Source organism: Gordonia sp. IEGM753, from assembly GCF_050321825.1.
Taxonomy (GTDB): Bacteria; Pseudomonadota; Gammaproteobacteria; order Pseudomonadales; family Pseudomonadaceae; genus Aquipseudomonas.
On record NZ_JBNQGB010000002.1, the window covers coordinates 342,501 to 359,531 of the forward strand.

Consider the following 17,031-nt stretch of genomic DNA (forward strand, 5'->3'; position numbering starts at 1 on the left):
AAAAAACGGCCCGCTATCAAAATAGCGAGCCGTTTTTATTTAATCGTCCATGCCTCTACCACTGAACAAGCGGCTGATCATCTCCATGGAATATCCGCGATAACTCAGAAACCTGCCTTGCTTGGCACGTTCCCGAGCATCTATAGGTAAATGCCCGGAGAACTTCTTTCGCCAAGTATCTTCCAGTTGCTCCTGCCAGTTCATACCGCTCTCACGTATCGCGAGTTCGATGTCCGCACGCTGCAAGCCGCGTTGGCTCAACTCCTCACGAATACGCAAGGGGCCATAACCGGAACGGGCGCGGTAGGAAACAAAACTTTCCAGGTAGCGGGATTCCGAGAGCAGCCCTTCGTCCGTCAACCGGTCGAGAGCTGTATCGATCATCTCTGGAAGTGCGCCACGCTGACGCAGCTTACGCGTCAGCTCGACTCGACCGTGCTCGCGTCGTGCGAGCAGGTCCATTGCAGTTCGCCGCACCGCGACGAGTGTATCGAGTACTGCGGTCATCGGATCAGTCAGATATCAGCATCGGCCAGGTCATCGGCAGTCTCTTTGACCGGCGATGCTTTGACGTCAGGAGCAGGCGTCAGCAGTTTGTCGCGAAGCTGCTTCTCAAGCGTTGCGGCGATGTCCGGGTTGTCTGCCAGGTACTTGGCCGAGTTGGCTTTACCCTGACCGATCTTGGTGCCGTTGTAGGCATACCAGGCGCCGGACTTCTCGACGAAACCGTGCAGAACACCCAGGTCGATCATCTCACCGTTGAGATAGATGCCTTTGCCGTAAAGAATCTGGAACTCGGCCTGACGGAACGGCGAAGCAACCTTGTTCTTCACAACCTTGACGCGGGTTTCGCTACCGACGACTTCATCACCTTCTTTCACCGCGCCAGTACGACGGATGTCCAGACGAACCGAAGCGTAGAACTTCAGCGCGTTACCACCGGTGGTGGTTTCCGGGCTGCCGAACATCACGCCGATTTTCATACGGATCTGGTTGATGAAGATAACCAGGCAGTTGGCGTTCTTGATGTTACCGGTGATTTTACGCAGCGCCTGGGACATCAAGCGAGCCTGAAGGCCCACGTGCATGTCACCCATCTCGCCTTCGATTTCAGCCTTTGGTACCAGAGCGGCTACGGAGTCGACGATGATCACGTCAACCGCGTTGGAACGCACCAGCATGTCGGTGATTTCCAGGGCTTGCTCGCCAGTGTCCGGCTGCGAAACCAGCAGGTCATCGACGTTAACGCCCAGCTTACCGGCGTATTCAGGGTCGAGGGCGTGTTCGGCATCGACGAATGCGCAAGTGGCGCCGGCTTTTTGAGCCTGGGCGATTACCGACAAGGTCAGCGTGGTTTTACCGGAGGATTCAGGACCGTAGATTTCAACGATACGGCCTTTTGGCAAGCCGCCAATGCCGAGCGCGATGTCCAGACCCAGAGAGCCAGTGGAAATAGCCGGGATCGCCTGACGGTCCTGATCGCCCATACGCATTACGGCACCCTTGCCGAATTGACGTTCGATCTGACCCAGGGCCGCAGCCAAGGCTTTCTTCTTGTTGTCGTCCATTAAAGTCCTCACGTAATCAATAAGGCCTGACGGCCAACACCTGTATAAGTAGCCAGTATTATTCCACAGCGTTTCAGGATCGCCTACCCCTGATTTGAGATTTCTCCAGCGGCATGCCTCAGCAGGCCCTCTAGCGCGGCCTTCACCGTTTGTCGGCGGACTTCATCGCGGTTACCGGCGAAGTGTTGCTCCTCGCTGATCACCCGCTCGCCAACGCCCCAGGCCAGCCATACCGTACCCACAGGTTTGCTGGGAGAGCCGCCGTCAGGTCCCGCGACACCGCTGACCGCCACGGCAAAACGCGCCAGGCTTTTCTCCTGGGCGCCCCGGACCATGGCCTCGACCACCTCGCGGCTGACTGCACCGACCGTCGCAAACAACTCGTCCGGGACATTCAATTGCTGGGTTTTCTGACGGTTGGAGTAAGTGACATAACCGGCCTCGAACCAGGCCGAACTGCCCGGAATGCGGGTGATCGCCTCGCAGATGCCGCCACCTGTACAAGATTCTGCGGCAGTGACGTGAGCGTTGAGAACCTGAAGGCGTCGGCCCAGTTCAGCGGCCAGTTGAGTGAGTTCTTTCACAGCCATCTCCTGATCGTGCGGAATGAGAACTACCGTACACGAGCGGATAGCGCTTGCAAGACGCAGGATCAATCAAGATGTGAGGGCTCCAGCGCTTTGATATAGGCCTGGCAGGCCTGCAAGGCAATCAGTGCGCGGTCGCCGTCGTCGGTGATGGCGATAATTCGTTCAGCATGCGCTGGGTCAAGTCGGGCTCGACGGGTGCCATGATCCAGGCCGCTGGTGCCGGTGGTGGCAGGCACTTCGCAGCCTGCGCCAGTGTCGCGGGTATCGAGGAGGACTGACAGGCGCAGATCAGCAGTGGCAAGACGATCGCGCAGGCGACCTTGATCACGTTGGGCATCGCTAAGCGCTCGGTAATGGGTTTGCTCAATGGCAGAAAGCCGCTGTTCAAGTGCCTGGCGTCGGGACAGTTCGGCTTGTTGCCGGTTGGCGGCGGCCTGCGTCAGCTGGTTCAGCGCTTGCGCCTGCAAACCGCTTTGCTCCGCCAATTGCCGCCCATAGCGCCAATCCTGAACACGCCAGGCCAGCGCCGCCGAGGCCCCGGCCAACACGGCCAGCAACACAAAAACGCCAATCACCCGGTAAGACTGCGCAATCAAACCGAAGGCTGGCATAACACCGCCCTCGCCCGCGCCCAAAGCTGCAAACGATCCTGAAGCCCATTCAGCCCGCCATTGATGCGACGAGTGATGCTGTTGAAGCGGTCGCGGTCAGCCAGTTCATTGAGGCCGTTGTGCGCCCAGAACCAAGCGGCCGATTGCGCTGCCCACTGCGGCAGCTCCAGCAGTTGCGGCGACTCCAGCAAACGCTCGTCGCCAAATAAGCCGAGGCTGCATTGCTGGTAGTTGAAACGGCCGGTGATCTGGATCAGGCCGCGACCACGATACTGCTGGCCATCACCGTCCAGCGCGGGCGTATTGCCTAAACGGACCGCCATCTCGCCGGTATCGTACTTGCTCAAATACTGTTCGCTGCCAAGCTCACGCACGTACTGCAACTGGCCTGATTCATGACCGACTTGCGCAAGGAAAGCGGCGATGCGTTTGGGGGTGTCGATGTTGTAACGGTTCATGGCGCCATTGAGCGCAGAAATGAAAACGCCCGCTTGGTTGCGGGCGCCGGGCATGATCTTTTGCAGTTGTGGTTGCGTAATCGTCATCGCATTCCTTGCTCTCGCACTATCCAGGGCGGAGGGTTTCAGATTGAATTCTTGGGTGCTATGACCGCGCGTCCAGGCAAGTCGCTTCGATAAGGCAGCGATAGCTTTTTAGCCGGTCGCCGCTGGCGGTAACCTTGTCGATCGACCAGCGACCACGCATGAAGTCTGGCCAGCTGGGGTCCAGTAGCACGATCCCTTCCGCGACCAATCCTGGATTGCCAGGGCATTCGATTTTCACTTTGAGCGCTTCGCGCATCATGCGGCGCGTTTCGCCTTCAGTGGCAGCCTTGGCATCGTCAGCGCTCGAGTAGCGTTGGCGCAGAGTCTTGAACGGCGCGATGCCGCTTTCCTCTTCGCGTACTTTGCCGGCCGCCGCGTCCCACCAGGTGGTCCTGCAACCCTGGTATTTAGCCCGCGCCGTTTCATCCAGGATGGCGGACGTGAAGGCGTTGTCGCCGGGACGATTGTTTGTCGTCACTGATAGCTTGATGGTCGGCAGCACTTTGCCCGACAACGATTTCGCCTGGCCCTTTCGCGCCAACACGTACAGTTCGTTGACAGGCTTGGCGACAGCATCATGGATCCACGCCAGCCGGGTCAGAAATCCCATGTCCGTTTCATTCGACTGATCGATGTGGGCGATTTTTTTCAGCGACAGTTCCGGGGCGACACGAGGGGAAAAGCCATGCCTGGAGGTCAATTCGCGAAACAACGCACCCAGCGTCGTCGGGCCATGGCTGACCGAACGACGCTGCTTGAATCCGGTCTGGTCCGCCGCGCTGAAGGGTGCTGCCATGGCCACCAGCGTCAGGCGCAGGGGAAACAATGTAGGCGTGAGCCGGGTAATGATGAACTGACCTTTATCCACCAACCCCGATTCGCGGTAGCCGACCCGCAGGCCGATTTTTCCACCCAGGCTGGGCAAGCCTTCGAGGCCGTCAAGGTTGATCGTAAGCGCCAGTTGATCGGACTCGATCCCTGCCGCATCAATGTGCGTCCAGGAGAGCAAGCGTTCGTTAAGCAGCGCTGCGTTCGCGCCATAAATCTCCACCACGGGAGTGAAACCCAGTGACATGCAGCCTCCTTAATCCCACGCAGAAACAGGTGTGGATGCAATGGGTTTTGAATCCAGCTCCGGCAGCACAACCCACACGCCCGCCGGCAACACCGGAGCATGCTCGGCGAGCAGTGGATTGAGCCGCCACAGCGCCTCTTCGGCGGCATCGCCACACCGCTCAAGTTCGCGGTAGAGCAACAGATTCACCGAATCACCGGCAATACTTCGAACCCTACGCATTGGTGAACTCCGTCAAGTCGATAAACCAATCGACCACCATCGCCGTGCCGTCATCGATGATGGATGTCTGGGTTTCTGAGACATGGGTGATTTGCCACAGGCCCCAGTTACGACCAATGCCGTCGACCAGAGGCAACGGGATGCGCAAGGCCTGCAACGCTCGCAGTTCATCGAGCCGATCCATCGCGGTCGCGTACATCGACTTACCGGTTATCTTCAGTACTTGCAGGCCTTGGCCGGTCTGGCTGGCCTTGGGTTTACTGGTGAGGATGTCAATGCTTTTCCAGCCGCCGTCGGACGTGTGCACCAGAGAGAGATACGCGAAGTTTCTTGAAACACCGAAAATAAAACTGCCCAACGCCATCTGCTGACGCATTACGAACCTCCATCGGTCAGGGCCGCGTCGCTGCGCACGGCGAGAGGATTTGACATATTCATCAGGCCGAATTGCCCGGCGATCTGCTGCACCACCAGGTTTGCCAACTGACTGGCGCTGGCTTGGTCCTGGCCGTTGATATAGATATTCGCCGTGAGCGAACCCTGCTGACTGTTCACCTGATTGCTCGTCAGGTTGCTGGCCGGGTTGTTGATCAGGTCTTTGCTGACCTGTTCAGGCGAACTGAGTCGATCGGCTGAGTTGTAGAGGGATTCGCCCGCCTCCTCTCCAACGCTGCTACCGAAGTAGCTGCCCACAAGGCCGCCGATCAAACCGCCAACCGCAGTGCCCACGATGGGTATGACACTACCGATCAATGCACCGGTTGCTGCGCCGGCATAACCGCCGGCCAGTCCACCAACGCCCGAACCTGCAGCGCCGGCCGCGGCTTTGTAATCGCCGGCCATCAACGCTTTTACCCCGTCGAATCCGGCCGTGAGCAACGTCAAAGGAGCGAATCGCTTGCTGACTGACTTAGCGACAGCAACAGAGGCGTTGAGGCGACTAGGCAGCGCCGGACGCGGAGCGCTGGTACGGGCGGCACGCAATCCTGGCTGCTTGCCCTTGCGACCGGTAGTGCCTTTAGCTTTATTTTTGCCTTTATTTTTGGTGCCAACTTTATCGACGTCGGCAATCAAATCGCCGACGCTGGGCGGCAAACGCGCCGCACCCAGCTTAAGAAGTTTCGTGGCGTTTCTGGTGAGGACCGCGTCCAACCCGGCTTTAAGCAAACCGACGCCAAGCGATGTCAGCGCCGCGCCAACCAACCCCAAAGCGGCAGCCACTTTTGGACTGTGTTCAGCCAGCCAGCTCAAGCCATCGGCCAGCGAATTGATGGCTCCCGCAGCGATACCGGATACCGGTGCAAGTACACTGGATTGAGCCGTCGAAAGTCGACTCAGGCTCCCGTCATACGCGGTGACGTCTGCTTTCGAAGGTGTAGCAGGATTGTCGGCCGTCGCTTTCGTAGCCGCTTTGGCTAGCGGCGCCGATGCTGCTAGCGCGTCTTCACCGGCCAATGCAGGCTTCAGTGATAATGGCTTTTGGGCGGGTTCAAACGAGTGAAGAGTTGGGCGACCAGCGTCGGCAGCAGAGGGTGTGACCGAGGCAACATCGGCTGTCCGGACAACGAGCAGTGTGCTCTCGACGCGGTTGCCTGCACCGACGCGATCCATCCCGGGCGCCGAGGCCAAGGCTGCGGTGTCACGCTCATATTGCGGACCAACCGTTCGCTCGGTGAAGGTAGCCGTTTTCTGGCGAGTCACCTGCGACTGATCGACCACCGCCATTTGAAGTTGTTTTTTATCCGGGTGTTGCAGCTGGCTGCGGTCGACTACTTCCGACTCATGCAACTCTGTGGTGCTGCGTACCGCCGATAGCGAATGCGACTCATCGGGTTCAGCCACACCAGCAACGCTCATCGGGGCAAATGCGCGCTGCGAAGACAGCGTGACATTCAGTGAAATCAGCGCATCAACCAGTTTCTCCTGCTCGGCCACCAGCAGACTTATGTCGAGGCTGGTCGTGATCAGGTCCAGGCTCAATTGCGACAACGGATCCCTCAGTCCCGCGAGCCCGGTTGCTTCAAATGTATTGCCGTCTCGCGGCGATTCAATGCTGTTTATCGCGGCACCAGAAAGCGCATATGGACTGTCTGCCATCCCGCTCTACTCCTGTTTCACACCAAGGCGATTGATCGCGATGTCGTAGCGGCGCAAGGCCTTGCCGACGTCCCATTGCAGAATTTCCGCTTCACTTACCGAGTAAATGAGCGGCACCACATCGAGGATTACGTCGATGTCGCGCTCCGAAAGAAGGCCGCCGGTTTGTTTAAAAAATCGTCGATGCGCACCTGAAGTTGCGTCCAGTCGGGCACGCTCAACAGGGCCAGATCGGGGATCATCAGGCCGGTGCAATGAGCCGTGATGAACTCGGCGCGCTCCTTGGGCGTCTTGAGTTTTTTCATGGCTTTGGTTGCACGCAAAACCGGCATTTCCAGGCTCAGCGACGGCAGGCTGCGGCCCGCTGCGTTGAGCGGTAACAGCAACTGGATCTGATCCGGATCCTCCGGCATTTGCAGGACTTCATCAGCCTGCGCCAGAAAGTACGAAGTGGGTTGCGTCGACATGTCGTGAACGTACTGCGCGATGCTCACGTAATCCGGGCGCTTGAGTTGATCGAGTTCCTTGACCGACAACCCGGTTGCCAGCAACGCCAGTTCGAAGAACTGATCGTCTTCATCGTCGCCGGCGCGGGCCAGGGCCTCTTTTTGCGCGGCGTAGTACAAGGGCTTGAGCTGAATCTGCTCGATTTGCGCTCCATCGTCACCGGTAATGGGCGACAACAAGGCGTGTTGGGGTGGTATCCAGGACATGCAAAAAACTCCTTGGTGATTGAGAGGGGCCAACGCCAAACCCATGTGGGAGCGAGCCTGTTCGCGAAAGTGGCAGTGCATCCAACGTCCATGTGCCTGATACACCGCCATCGCAAGAAGGCTCCCTCCCACCGTTTTAAGGCATCAGCACTGCGCGGCGGGCACCGCCGAGAATGTCGACGCCGTTGAGCACGAACTTCTGGGTGCGCACGTCGATGTCGATCACCGGGACACCGTTTTCCAGACGGTTGTAGGTGCGGCAGGAAAGCTCCAGGGTCGTGGTGGGTTTTTCGTTCATCTTGAGCATCGTTTCCGCCAGGGATTTCAACTTGCCGCCGACGGTGTGGTAGGTAAACCAGGTGTTGCCGTCCTGATCCTGACCGCCCTCACGCACATTCAACAGAATGTCGTCGCCCAGTTGCACACCCAGTGCGAGCATCAATTCGGGCCCCATGCCTTGCAGCTTCAAGGTGGCAGTCAGTGCCTTGCTGCCCTTGGCCATTTCTTCGGCAATGAAACGGCCGCCACGCATTTCTTCCATGTCGAATTCGATCTTCGGCGGGGTGAATTCCTCCACCGTTGCCGACAACGGCAGGCCTTGCAGGGTGGCCGCGATGGCCTGTCTTACGCGGTTGGTAAACATTAGAGAACGTCCTCCAGGAACTGCTCGATGATTTCATCGCGGGCATTGAGTTGATAAATCATGTGTTCATTTGGCGCGTAGCGGCCGTAGTCGATCACCACGTACCAGGTGCCGTTTTTGTACTTCTCGACGCTGTTCAATTCCGGGTGCAGGTACACGCTGCCGCCGGGGATGGTTTCGTCGGCGACCAGGGTTTGCAGCCAGTCGTTGATGCGCTTGACCTCTTGGTCCATGAACGACTTGGTCAGGTTCTTGGCCATGGCTTTCTGGCCAGCCTTGACCAATTTGCGGCTGATGGCGTCTTCGAGGCCGACGTAGCTGATGAACTTGCCGGTGATCGAGCGGTTACCCAGCAACGAGAAGCCGCCCAGAATGGTGCGCGCGTAGTAGCTGATGCCGTAGCGGTTGAGCAGGTCGCCTTCGGTGGAGGTGTCGAGGATGTTGTATTCCACCCCCCGCGAAACGTCTTCGGCGTAAGTCACCTGATTGCCTGGGCTCTCCCATTGCTTGACCTTCGCCAGTGCGGCGATGGCCAGGCTCGACGGCGACAGGAAGACGTTTTTCTTCGCGGCTTTGGAATACACCGATGGCATGTTGTGCACCAGCAAGCAACGATCGAAGCCAAGGTCCGCACCGCCCAGTTCTTCGCTGTAGGACACTTGGTCGGCGACGGCGGCATCCTTGCCATCGAGCACCACGCGCGCCTTGATCCGCTTGCCAAAAGAGGCAAATTCGCTGGCCACCGCTTTGGTGCTGGTGAAGCCCGGCGCGCCGATGATGGTCAAGTCTTCGGGCACCCCGCTCAACGCGGCGAGCCCGAGTTTGCGCCCGGTCAGCGCCTCGTCGCCGCCGATCACGTTGTTCAACGTATCGGCCGGCGTGACGCCCTCTTCGACGATCACCACGTACACCGGCACCTTGACCACTTTCAGGATCTGGAACACGGCTTGAAACAACGTGCCCGATTCGGCGCCGGTTGGATCGAGCAGCGCCTGAGTGGTGAAACTGCTGATTCGAAACGGGGCATTCTTGGGAATCGACAAGTGCGCATTCGGTGCGGTGCCGACCAGGCCAATGACGTTGTCGCCCAGGCCACCCATGGCCTCGGGAGATTCAGTGGCATTGACGGTGATGCCGTTGTGCTCGAAATTCAAAACCTCAGCCATGGTTATTCAGCCTTCTTGGCAACGGCCTTTTGGGCCGGAATGAAATGGGAGGACGACTCAACGCCCTCGGATTTTTTAAGCTGCAGACGACCCGCGCTGCGCAACGCACTGGCCTCCACATCCAGCAGGCTCAGTTCCTGGCCGACGTTCGACCAATGGCCACGCCCAGTGGGGAATGGGACGAGCACGGTGTAGGTTTGGCGTTCTGCCATTTCGGTTTCTCCATAAACGAAAAAGCCCCTTGGGTAAGGGGCTGTCGGTTGTTGTGTTCTTGTGTTGTTTTGCGCAAAAGAAAACGCCCCGTGGGCGCGGGGCGTTTATTGGGTCGGGACTTCGTCAGGCGACAGGGGCCAGTCGATATCGAGCGGAAAGCCTGCTTGTAACTCGATCCGGTTCAAGTCGATTCGATAGCCTTTCCACTGCGCTAGGCGAGAAACTTCATCGCCCGTCGCACGGTCGGTATCCACCGCGTCTTTAAGGGGTCCCATTCGATTTGCGGCAACGGCCAGTAGCTTGTCGCGCCGCTCTTTCGCAAGCGCGCTAAGCATGTCGCTACTCGGAATCGGCGGTACAACTTCGGGCTCAGGCCCATCGTTGATGTCGACAAAATACTCATCATCCAGAAGCGTGTTGTGTTCACTATCAAATGAACGCGTACCCGACAGATCATTTTTAACAGCCCACCCAATGCTCATACACTGTCCTCATAACCCAAGCAGAATAAGTTCTCACTTAACGAAGCCCAGTAAATGCTGGCCGACTCAAGTACTAGATCCCCTCTGTTCTTTCCATGGGTGCCACCAGAGCCACCGAGGAAAACCGAGCAAATCGGTGGAGGGTTGTTGGTGTCGGAAACCCCGCCGTAGCTGGCATTAGGAGCAACGGCCGCTGCGGAAGCCGAAACCTGTACAAGTTCAAGTTCGATTGAACTGGCCGTAGGCGATACAAAGGCGGTAGTAGCTACCGCCACCCAAACTGGCGCAGTGACATTTCCGGCCGCACCGTTTGCCATGCGACGCGCAGCAACAACGTTACTACCGGGTGCAATTCTCCAGACAACTCGCTTGTCTTTCTTGATTTGCGATAGGGGGAACTTATTGGCAGTAGCGTCTGTAAAGACCCAACCAACAAGCGCCATGTACGAGAACCCAACCGGTAAATTTGGAGCTGCTCCACTCAACGAAAGTAAGCCCGCCGCTTTCGCGGTAGTGTCATTCCAGACAACCCAAACCGCATACCAGGTTGACGCTGCTATGGCGCCAACATCTAGACCGTTAGCCCCGACGGACAACCCATTAAAATTAATGTTTACGCTGCTCAAAACCCTACAAAGATTTCCAGAGCCCACCACTAATTTATCGGCAGTCACCGCAATGTCAGCGCTTAAGCCAGAGGTCGTGATAGACAACCTTTTGTAACTACCTGCGATCCCCAACGACCTAGCCAACTGAACTTCAGCAGCCAACACAGCAATATCAACATTCCCCTGATTGATCGGTGCGTTCCAGGCCTTGATACACCACATCACAGCCAAGTTGCGCGGACGAGTTTCTACACCACCCGAAGCTGCAATATTAGCTAAATGCCCAGGATCATCGAATCCGAGACCTGAACCCGATCCGCCTGGTGTCTGCCCTGGCCAGGAATTTCGCATTATGTCGATGGCGGCATGCGTGTGAGACTTAAAATCATCGTCCTGATAGCTGCCGATAGCACGCCCAATATCAACACCGCGCCCATGATCCCAGCCCCGCAAAAACTCGCCGCGTGACTCAGGCAAACGGAAATTACCGGCGCCCTCATTACCCTTGTTGAACGCCGTCCCAAGGAAACTGGCCAAATCCGGATAGAGCGCAATGCTCTTCACACTGCCATCAATTTCCAGAAACCCGGGCGCAACTTTGTTCACGGGAAACGCCACCATCGTCCCCACCGGCAACGCCGACGCCTGGGCGATCATTGCTTCGATTTCAGCCTTGGTATACGTGTCCTTAATACCAAAACCTGCCAGCGTTTCTGGATTAGTGCCGCCAGTGGCGCGGCCATACTTGTCGACCGTCAGGCTCTTGTAAGTCCCTGCCTGGATTCCGGTTCTGCCGGCGAGCATTTCGAAGGTCAGCGCGGTGGTGCCCAGGGTGATCGGGCCATTGGTGATCAAGTGCCAAAGTGAGTCACCGTTTGCGTTGCCCTCTTCGACCATTACGGTCAGGCCCGGGGTGACCTTGGCGCTGCTGTCGGAATCGGTAGAGCGAACCCACGCGCCATTAGCCGCGACATAAATCCCGTTGTCTTTCGCAGCCGTTTGCGCGGTCACCAGTACTCGCTGGCCCGACACCACAGCCACGCCATCGATCTGTTGCGCACCACTGAGCACGATGTTTTCCGTAGTGGCTGCACGCACCGATTGCTTGCCATCGAGCTTCGCCAGTTCATCGGCGAGGTAACTCATGACCCAAGCGCGGGTGGCTTTGACCACGGTGTCGTCGATCAACAATGTCACCAGCGACGCATTGCTGGTCTCGAATATCGAGCGGATATAAAACTCTTTCCCCGAACCCGACGTTGCCAGTACTGGTTTGAATGATTCCGGGTATTTGACGATGGCGTAAAGAATGCCAGTGTCGGTCCAGATGCCGGCTTCACGCACATACCAGCCGCCGACATCCGGTGGAATAGTCACTTCAGCCAGCAACCAGCTCGGGTTTTTCTCATCCTGGAACAATGCGTTCAGTGGCCCGCGCCACACTTCACGTTTGAGCGCTGTAGCGGTCGCGGCCGGGTTGTAAACCGCGCCGCCGCCGTCACCGACCGAGAGCTGAGACAGTTTGATCGGTATGCCCGCTGCCTTGCAGGCAGTTTCATAGGCGATCCCGGCATTGGTTAGCAGGGTGTAATAGTCGGCCATTTAGGTCCCCTGAGGATAAATAGTGGATGTTTCAACGGCGTAAAGCCCGGCGGCTATATAGGCCTGGCCCGATGCCTGAAGCCCTTCGATGACAATCGGATATACCGTCGTCAGCTCCCCGCACACCGTCGCCGCACCCATCACGTGATTACCGAATGCGCTCAAGCCGACAGACACCGACAACATGTCGCGTTCGCTTTTTGCGTCTGCCAAGCGTCGGTCGAGACGTGCGTCGATGGCTTCGCTGTAAGGTTGTTCGGTGAAGGCCCGCACGGAAAAGCTGTAGGGCTGGCCCTGCGGTGTTTGCTCGTACCACGCGCGGATTTCCGGGATCAGGCGTAAACCCTTGGCCGCATTTTCCAGCGCTTGTCGGGTGCCGGCTTGTCGTGCCGTGGGCCAGGCGAGTTGAACGGTCAAACGCTTTTCGGTCTCGGCGGCTTCGGCGCTCCATTCGCTGACACCACGATCCGCCGCCAGATAAGGCAGAAATGCCGAGGGTGTTGCGGTCGGGTTCATCAGCTCGGGGAATGGTGGTTCGATGCGGTCAAGCAGTTGGCCAAAGCCCAGGTCGAGGGCTTTTTCCAACGGTGAACTGTTAGCGGGCAGCAGACTGGGGTGAAGCATTGGGTCACTCATAGCGTGAGCACCTCCACCTCGACACCGGTGCAGTACGGCGCTTCAAAAGCGCTGGTCACAATCGGTTCGAGCGGCTCCAGAATCTCCAATTGAACAGCACCGGCATCGTGCAGCGTGTAATCGATCCAGCTCGGATCCACGCGCCCCTCCAGTCGATGACAACTGTGTGCATACGCCTGCAATTGTTGTTGCGCCGCGAGCCTGGTCAGCCCCGAATCCGGGCCGGCGTTGATCCGGGCAATGACCCGGATTTTGTAATGTTTGATGTGCGCACCTTGCACCGTTACGCGATCCGTTTCCGGCCGTACATCAGGCCTCGCAAAGTGTCGGCGCACGGCGTCGAGCAAATCGTCGGATGCGCCGCCATCGCCCTCGCGCGCCAGCACCGTGACCATCACCTCGCCGGGTGACGTGCGCCGCCCGTTGCCGTCCTTGACCTGCGCCGCGAACCCATCGGGATCGAAGGTATAAGTCACCGTCACCTCACCGGGAGCATGAGTGTCGACGTTTACGGTGGGGCGCTCGCCGAGCGTGAACACTTCACGGCGGTACTGCATGCGTGAACCTGCGGCGGGCGCATGCGGCGCCAGGTAGTAACGCAGCCTGGCGTCATCGTCGCTCTCGAACACCGGAGCAATCGGCGGGAATGCCGCCGGATCGCCGGGGTCCAGCAACTGACGCTCGAGGCCCATATCGGCGAGGCGCGCATCGAGATTGCTGCCGGTCGCCCACCACGCGAGCATTTGTTTGATACGAGCATTGTATTTGCGCTCGTGAATTTGCAGACGCACACAAAAAGCTTCAAGGGCCAGAGTCAGCAACTCGCTTTCATTGTCGAGACTGATCTTGAGCTTCGTCGCCGTCTCCGGTGCACGGGCGCCGACGTACTCGACAACAAACGCCTTGAACTCTGCGAGCAAGTCCTCGAACGCTTCGACGGTGACGATCGAAGGTTCAGCCAGTTGGTTCTGACCGGGTATCAACATGCTCATGTCACCACCTCGAATGTCTGTTTGCGGTTGTGCCAGGTGCCGGCGAAACGCAGCACCAGCCCGGCCCCTTGGCGGTTGGCCACAACGACACTTGGCTGGAAGTCGCCAATGCCGTTCTGCTCGTTATAGAACGCTTGAGCGGCAAAGCTCTGCGCAAGGATCAGCACGTCATCGCCAAGGTTTTGCCCCAGCAGATCCGGGATCAACGAGCCGTACAATGGACGCTTCTGTCGGGTACCTAACGGCGTGGTCAGCGCCCGGGTTGCGCGCTGCACAAACTGTGGCCAGTCGTCGACGGCCACCCCGGTGTTTCTATCGATTCCGATCATGGGAAACTCTTTATGCGGTACTGATGACGCGTCCCTGGTGATCCACCACCGGGCCGCTCAGGTGCACACCGGACGCGTCGAGTCGCAAACCGACCGCGCCCAGTTGCAGTTCGACGGCCTCGGGCGACATCGCCAGCCGCGCCGCACCAATGTTCAATTCGAGCGCTTGGCGCGAGCCGGTGAACGTCGTCGGGCCGTTTTTCCAGTGCAAGGCATGACTCGCGTCGTCATAGCCACTTTCCGTACCGTCCAGATAAAGGCGACGCGTCAACGAAGCCTGAGTCGAAGCGGGTGGAAACTGATCGGCGTTCAGCCCGAACAACGCGACGGACTGAGCGCCGCCCTCACCGCCGCCATGGTTCAGCAGCAGGCATTGCTCGCCGACCGTAGGTATCCGCGACTCGCTTTGAGCCCCGGCGCTGGGATTGAAAAAACGAATGGCCGGCGTCAGCAATTCGCCGTGTCTCACCTTGCAGGTGTTGCTGGCAGCATCGACCTCTTGGCACACGCCGATACGGCACAGGCTATCGGTTCGTCGGTGCAGGTCTTCGAGTTCGGTTTCCATCTCGGCCAACCGTTCGATGATCGGGCCGAGTTGCTGACGCAAAAGCGCATCGAACATGGCTCAGTCCTCCAGTTCGGTGTATTGGTTGGGGTCGTTGATGTCCGAGACTTCCCAGGTTCTGGCAAATTTCGGGATGCCCAGCCGATCGTCGAGCAGCAATGCACCGAGGTAGAGGGTCTGGGTGAAAGAGAGTGTCCAGGCGAGGTATTCCCGCGTTTCGCTGATAAACATTGTCGGCAAGGCGTCGATGCTCATGGGCAAATCACATTGACTGCCCGGCAACCCCCAACGGTTATCGGTGATCAAACCCTTGAGCACGCTGGCCAGATCGCAAGCGGCCAGCCCCGGATCGTCCAGCGTCGGCGACACAATGATTTGCAGCGATACCGTCAGAACATGGGCGATGCGCCCGTCGTTGGCGCGGCCGCCAGGTGCATTGCGCTCGATGGCGATCAGGGTCCACGCCTGATCGAACGTGCCGTCGAAGTCTTGACGACCTGCAACCTTCAAACCCAAGCCAGCCGAGCGCAACGCCTCGGCAATGGCAAACAACAGCCGCGACGGCTTATCGATGTCGAGGGACATAATTGGCTTCCTGTTGAAAAATCGAAGCGATTGCTGCGTCGATTCATGCAGCAGATCGGGGTTGCCAGAACGGCAGAGTGGAGGCGCACATTACGGGTCTGGGTGGGAGTCTCGTGGCGGCACGTCGCACACGCCGATGCGTTTGGCCGCCCAGCGTTCATAAAGGCCAATGGCAACGTCGGCTCCGGCCATAGCCGTCAGGCAGCCAAACGCGCCAGCCGCCCAGATCGACATGCCAGCGGCGTACAGCAGCATGATCGCCGAGACTCCGCAGATCATGCAGGCCCCTGAACGCAGGGCCAGGCGCCGCAGCAATGACCAGCCACGAGCGCCCTCCTTGTCGGCGCGCCACATTTCGCCGCACACCCCGCCGATCAGGGCGAGCACGATGACCAGCCAGATCGGCATGTCCAGCAACGCTTGTTGCTCGTTTGTCATGTCACGCCCTCCTGGGTGATGAATGAGATTCCTACGTGTCTTGCAAGTGATGTCTCGTTGATTACATGTCATCAGGTAGGCATTCCAAAAAGCCCGGTCACCCGGGCTTTTCAGTAATGCGGTCCTTCGCGTTGATCGTTCGGCGCTACTGGCGCGGTACAGATCGATTCAAATTGTTTTTCCGACCGCGGTCCCTGCCCGCCGGATAACTGCTTCTGGTGCTTTACGCTGCACACCCGGGTCAGTTGCCAACCCTCTGAACCGTTGAGGCCGGTTCATCGCTGCCTGTGTTCTGGAACTAAAGAGCTTCGTTTCGAGCTGCTTTGTTGAGCGGCTTGAGACAAAGAATATGCATGGATGCATATACAGTCAATGCACAAATGCATTTATTTATGCACTGAAAATGCACCAGCGCATTTAAGTCCCGTGAACAAAGGGCCAAGGCACCGATTGGCAGGCGAAAAAAAACCCGCTGATGGCGGGTTTCATTTGAAGGTGATGAGGTTAACGGGCGTACATGCCCCACCAGAAGACGTGACCGAGGATGACGATCTGCTCTTCCTGGATTTCCTGGAAGGTGTAGTCCTCATCCGGATGTTCGTCACGATTGAAGCTGCGCAGACGAATGCCGGTCGGCAGACGATAGAGTTGTTTCACCCGCAGTTGCCCGTTGTGATTGATCGCGTAAAGGTCACCGTCAACGATGTCGCCGATTGCGCATTTACCGGCATTGACGCCGACGGTGGCGCCATCGCGCAACACAGGCAACATGCTGTTGCCCCGTACGGTCACGCATTTGGCCTGATCGAACTGCACGCCATTGTGCCGCAAGCTGCGTTTGCCAAAGCGCAGGCTAGAGCGCTCGCTTTCTTCAATGACGAATCTTCCTGATCCTGCAGCCAATTCAACCTCACGAAGAAAGGGGACCGACACCTCGTCGTCATCGACCGGTGTATCGTCGTCCCACAGACTTATGTCCTTGAGTTCGGAATGTAATTCGTTGCGCCCGGCAGCGGCGGGCAGCGTTACATCGGCGCGCCCGCGCAACTGATCAGTGCTCACGGCGAAGTACTCGGCGATTTTCGAGATGTGTTTATCCGAGGGATCGACGATCTTCCCGCTGAGAATCCGCGAGAGAGTGGATTGAGGCACGCCGGTGCGACGGTGCAGCTCCGTGGGGGAGATTCCGTGCTGGTCGAGCAGTGCTCTTAAGACAGTAGAAACATTGCGTTTTTGCATAAAGCGCATAATGCGTGTTCTTTTCGCGCAAGACAAATGCAAAACTGCATAAATAGCGCATACACGCTGAATATTCAGCAGACGATCATCGCGAGGCTTTGATGCCTGCGTC

The 17,031-nt window shown here is 58.1% G+C and carries 22 protein-coding genes; all 22 read right to left on the reverse strand.

The window, feature by feature from the left end; translation table 11 throughout:
- Positions 1 to 39: 39 nt before the first annotated feature.
- On the reverse strand, positions 40 to 507 hold the full coding sequence (gene recX / locus ACQR3R_RS14495) for a recombination regulator RecX (RefSeq protein WP_428272982.1): 468 nt from the start codon (positions 505 to 507) through the stop codon (positions 40 to 42).
- A gap of 8 nt (positions 508 to 515) precedes the next feature.
- Positions 516 to 1,568 (reverse strand): recombinase RecA, encoded by a 1,053-nt coding sequence (gene recA, locus ACQR3R_RS14500; RefSeq protein ID WP_162439102.1) that lies wholly within the window; start codon positions 1,566 to 1,568, stop codon positions 516 to 518.
- 83 nt (positions 1,569 to 1,651) lie between these two features.
- Complete coding sequence (locus ACQR3R_RS14505) at positions 1,652 to 2,152, reverse strand: nicotinamide-nucleotide amidohydrolase family protein (RefSeq protein ID WP_428272983.1); 501 nt, start codon at positions 2,150 to 2,152, stop codon at positions 1,652 to 1,654.
- Between the two features lie 68 nt (positions 2,153 to 2,220).
- Positions 2,221 to 2,769, reverse strand: coding sequence for a lysis system i-spanin subunit Rz (locus ACQR3R_RS14510; RefSeq protein ID WP_428272984.1), 549 nt, complete (start codon positions 2,767 to 2,769; stop codon positions 2,221 to 2,223).
- Entirely contained in the window at positions 2,751 to 3,314 is a 564-nt protein-coding gene (locus ACQR3R_RS14515) for a glycoside hydrolase family 19 protein (protein ID WP_428272985.1), read from the reverse strand. Before ACQR3R_RS14515 ends, ACQR3R_RS14510 begins: the two co-directional genes overlap by 19 nt.
- 58 nt (positions 3,315 to 3,372) lie before the next feature.
- The gene (locus ACQR3R_RS14520) at positions 3,373 to 4,389 is read right to left on the reverse strand and encodes a hypothetical protein (protein WP_428272986.1); all 1,017 of its coding nucleotides are present in this window, start codon (positions 4,387 to 4,389) and stop codon (positions 3,373 to 3,375) included.
- Positions 4,390 to 4,398: 9 nt separating this feature from the next.
- Positions 4,399 to 4,611 carry a tail protein X gene (locus ACQR3R_RS14525; protein WP_428272987.1) on the reverse strand — a complete coding sequence of 71 codons (213 nt, stop codon included), beginning with the start codon at positions 4,609 to 4,611 and terminating at the stop codon, positions 4,399 to 4,401.
- Positions 4,604 to 4,987 carry a phage tail protein gene (locus ACQR3R_RS14530; protein WP_428272988.1) on the reverse strand — a complete coding sequence of 128 codons (384 nt, stop codon included), beginning with the start codon at positions 4,985 to 4,987 and terminating at the stop codon, positions 4,604 to 4,606. Before ACQR3R_RS14530 ends, ACQR3R_RS14525 begins: the two co-directional genes overlap by 8 nt.
- On the reverse strand, positions 4,987 to 6,708 hold the full coding sequence (locus ACQR3R_RS14535) for a hypothetical protein (RefSeq protein ID WP_428272989.1): 1,722 nt from the start codon (positions 6,706 to 6,708) through the stop codon (positions 4,987 to 4,989). The genes ACQR3R_RS14530 and ACQR3R_RS14535 overlap by 1 nt, the downstream gene beginning before the upstream one ends.
- A gap of 128 nt (positions 6,709 to 6,836) precedes the next feature.
- Positions 6,837 to 7,421 carry a phage tail assembly protein gene (locus tag ACQR3R_RS14540; RefSeq protein WP_428272990.1) on the reverse strand — a complete coding sequence of 195 codons (585 nt, stop codon included), beginning with the start codon at positions 7,419 to 7,421 and terminating at the stop codon, positions 6,837 to 6,839.
- A gap of 136 nt (positions 7,422 to 7,557) precedes the next feature.
- Positions 7,558 to 8,064, reverse strand: coding sequence for a phage major tail tube protein (locus ACQR3R_RS14545; RefSeq protein WP_428272991.1), 507 nt, complete (start codon positions 8,062 to 8,064; stop codon positions 7,558 to 7,560).
- Positions 8,064 to 9,230 carry a hypothetical protein gene (locus ACQR3R_RS14550; protein ID WP_428272992.1) on the reverse strand — a complete coding sequence of 389 codons (1,167 nt, stop codon included), beginning with the start codon at positions 9,228 to 9,230 and terminating at the stop codon, positions 8,064 to 8,066. The genes ACQR3R_RS14545 and ACQR3R_RS14550 overlap by 1 nt, the downstream gene beginning before the upstream one ends.
- 2 nt (positions 9,231 to 9,232) lie before the next feature.
- Positions 9,233 to 9,442 carry a hypothetical protein gene (locus ACQR3R_RS14555; protein ID WP_428272993.1) on the reverse strand — a complete coding sequence of 70 codons (210 nt, stop codon included), beginning with the start codon at positions 9,440 to 9,442 and terminating at the stop codon, positions 9,233 to 9,235.
- A 105-nt stretch (positions 9,443 to 9,547) separates the two neighbouring features.
- Positions 9,548 to 9,925 carry a tail fiber assembly protein gene (locus ACQR3R_RS14560; protein ID WP_428272994.1) on the reverse strand — a complete coding sequence of 126 codons (378 nt, stop codon included), beginning with the start codon at positions 9,923 to 9,925 and terminating at the stop codon, positions 9,548 to 9,550.
- A complete protein-coding gene (locus tag ACQR3R_RS14565) occupies positions 9,922 to 12,135 on the reverse strand; it encodes a phage tail-collar fiber domain-containing protein (RefSeq protein WP_428272995.1) in 2,214 nt (737 codons plus the stop codon). Before ACQR3R_RS14565 ends, ACQR3R_RS14560 begins: the two co-directional genes overlap by 4 nt.
- Positions 12,136 to 12,771: a phage tail protein I gene (locus ACQR3R_RS14570; RefSeq protein ID WP_428272996.1), complete on the reverse strand. Its 636-nt coding sequence runs from the start codon at positions 12,769 to 12,771 to the stop codon at positions 12,136 to 12,138.
- Positions 12,768 to 13,763, reverse strand: a complete 996-nt coding sequence (locus tag ACQR3R_RS14575) for a baseplate J/gp47 family protein (RefSeq protein WP_428272997.1) — start codon at positions 13,761 to 13,763, stop codon at positions 12,768 to 12,770. The genes ACQR3R_RS14570 and ACQR3R_RS14575 overlap by 4 nt, the downstream gene beginning before the upstream one ends.
- Positions 13,760 to 14,092: a hypothetical protein gene (locus ACQR3R_RS14580; protein ID WP_428272998.1), complete on the reverse strand. Its 333-nt coding sequence runs from the start codon at positions 14,090 to 14,092 to the stop codon at positions 13,760 to 13,762. Before ACQR3R_RS14580 ends, ACQR3R_RS14575 begins: the two co-directional genes overlap by 4 nt.
- 10 nt (positions 14,093 to 14,102) lie before the next feature.
- The gene (locus ACQR3R_RS14585) at positions 14,103 to 14,714 is read right to left on the reverse strand and encodes a phage baseplate assembly protein V (protein ID WP_428272999.1); all 612 of its coding nucleotides are present in this window, start codon (positions 14,712 to 14,714) and stop codon (positions 14,103 to 14,105) included.
- A 3-nt stretch (positions 14,715 to 14,717) separates the two neighbouring features.
- Positions 14,718 to 15,242, reverse strand: coding sequence for a hypothetical protein (locus ACQR3R_RS14590; protein ID WP_428273000.1), 525 nt, complete (start codon positions 15,240 to 15,242; stop codon positions 14,718 to 14,720).
- A 90-nt stretch (positions 15,243 to 15,332) separates the two neighbouring features.
- On the reverse strand, positions 15,333 to 15,680 hold the full coding sequence (locus ACQR3R_RS14595) for a phage holin family protein (protein WP_428273001.1): 348 nt from the start codon (positions 15,678 to 15,680) through the stop codon (positions 15,333 to 15,335).
- A 504-nt stretch (positions 15,681 to 16,184) separates the two neighbouring features.
- The gene (locus tag ACQR3R_RS14600) at positions 16,185 to 16,928 is read right to left on the reverse strand and encodes a S24 family peptidase (RefSeq protein WP_428273002.1); all 744 of its coding nucleotides are present in this window, start codon (positions 16,926 to 16,928) and stop codon (positions 16,185 to 16,187) included.
- Positions 16,929 to 17,031: the final 103 nt, after the last annotated feature.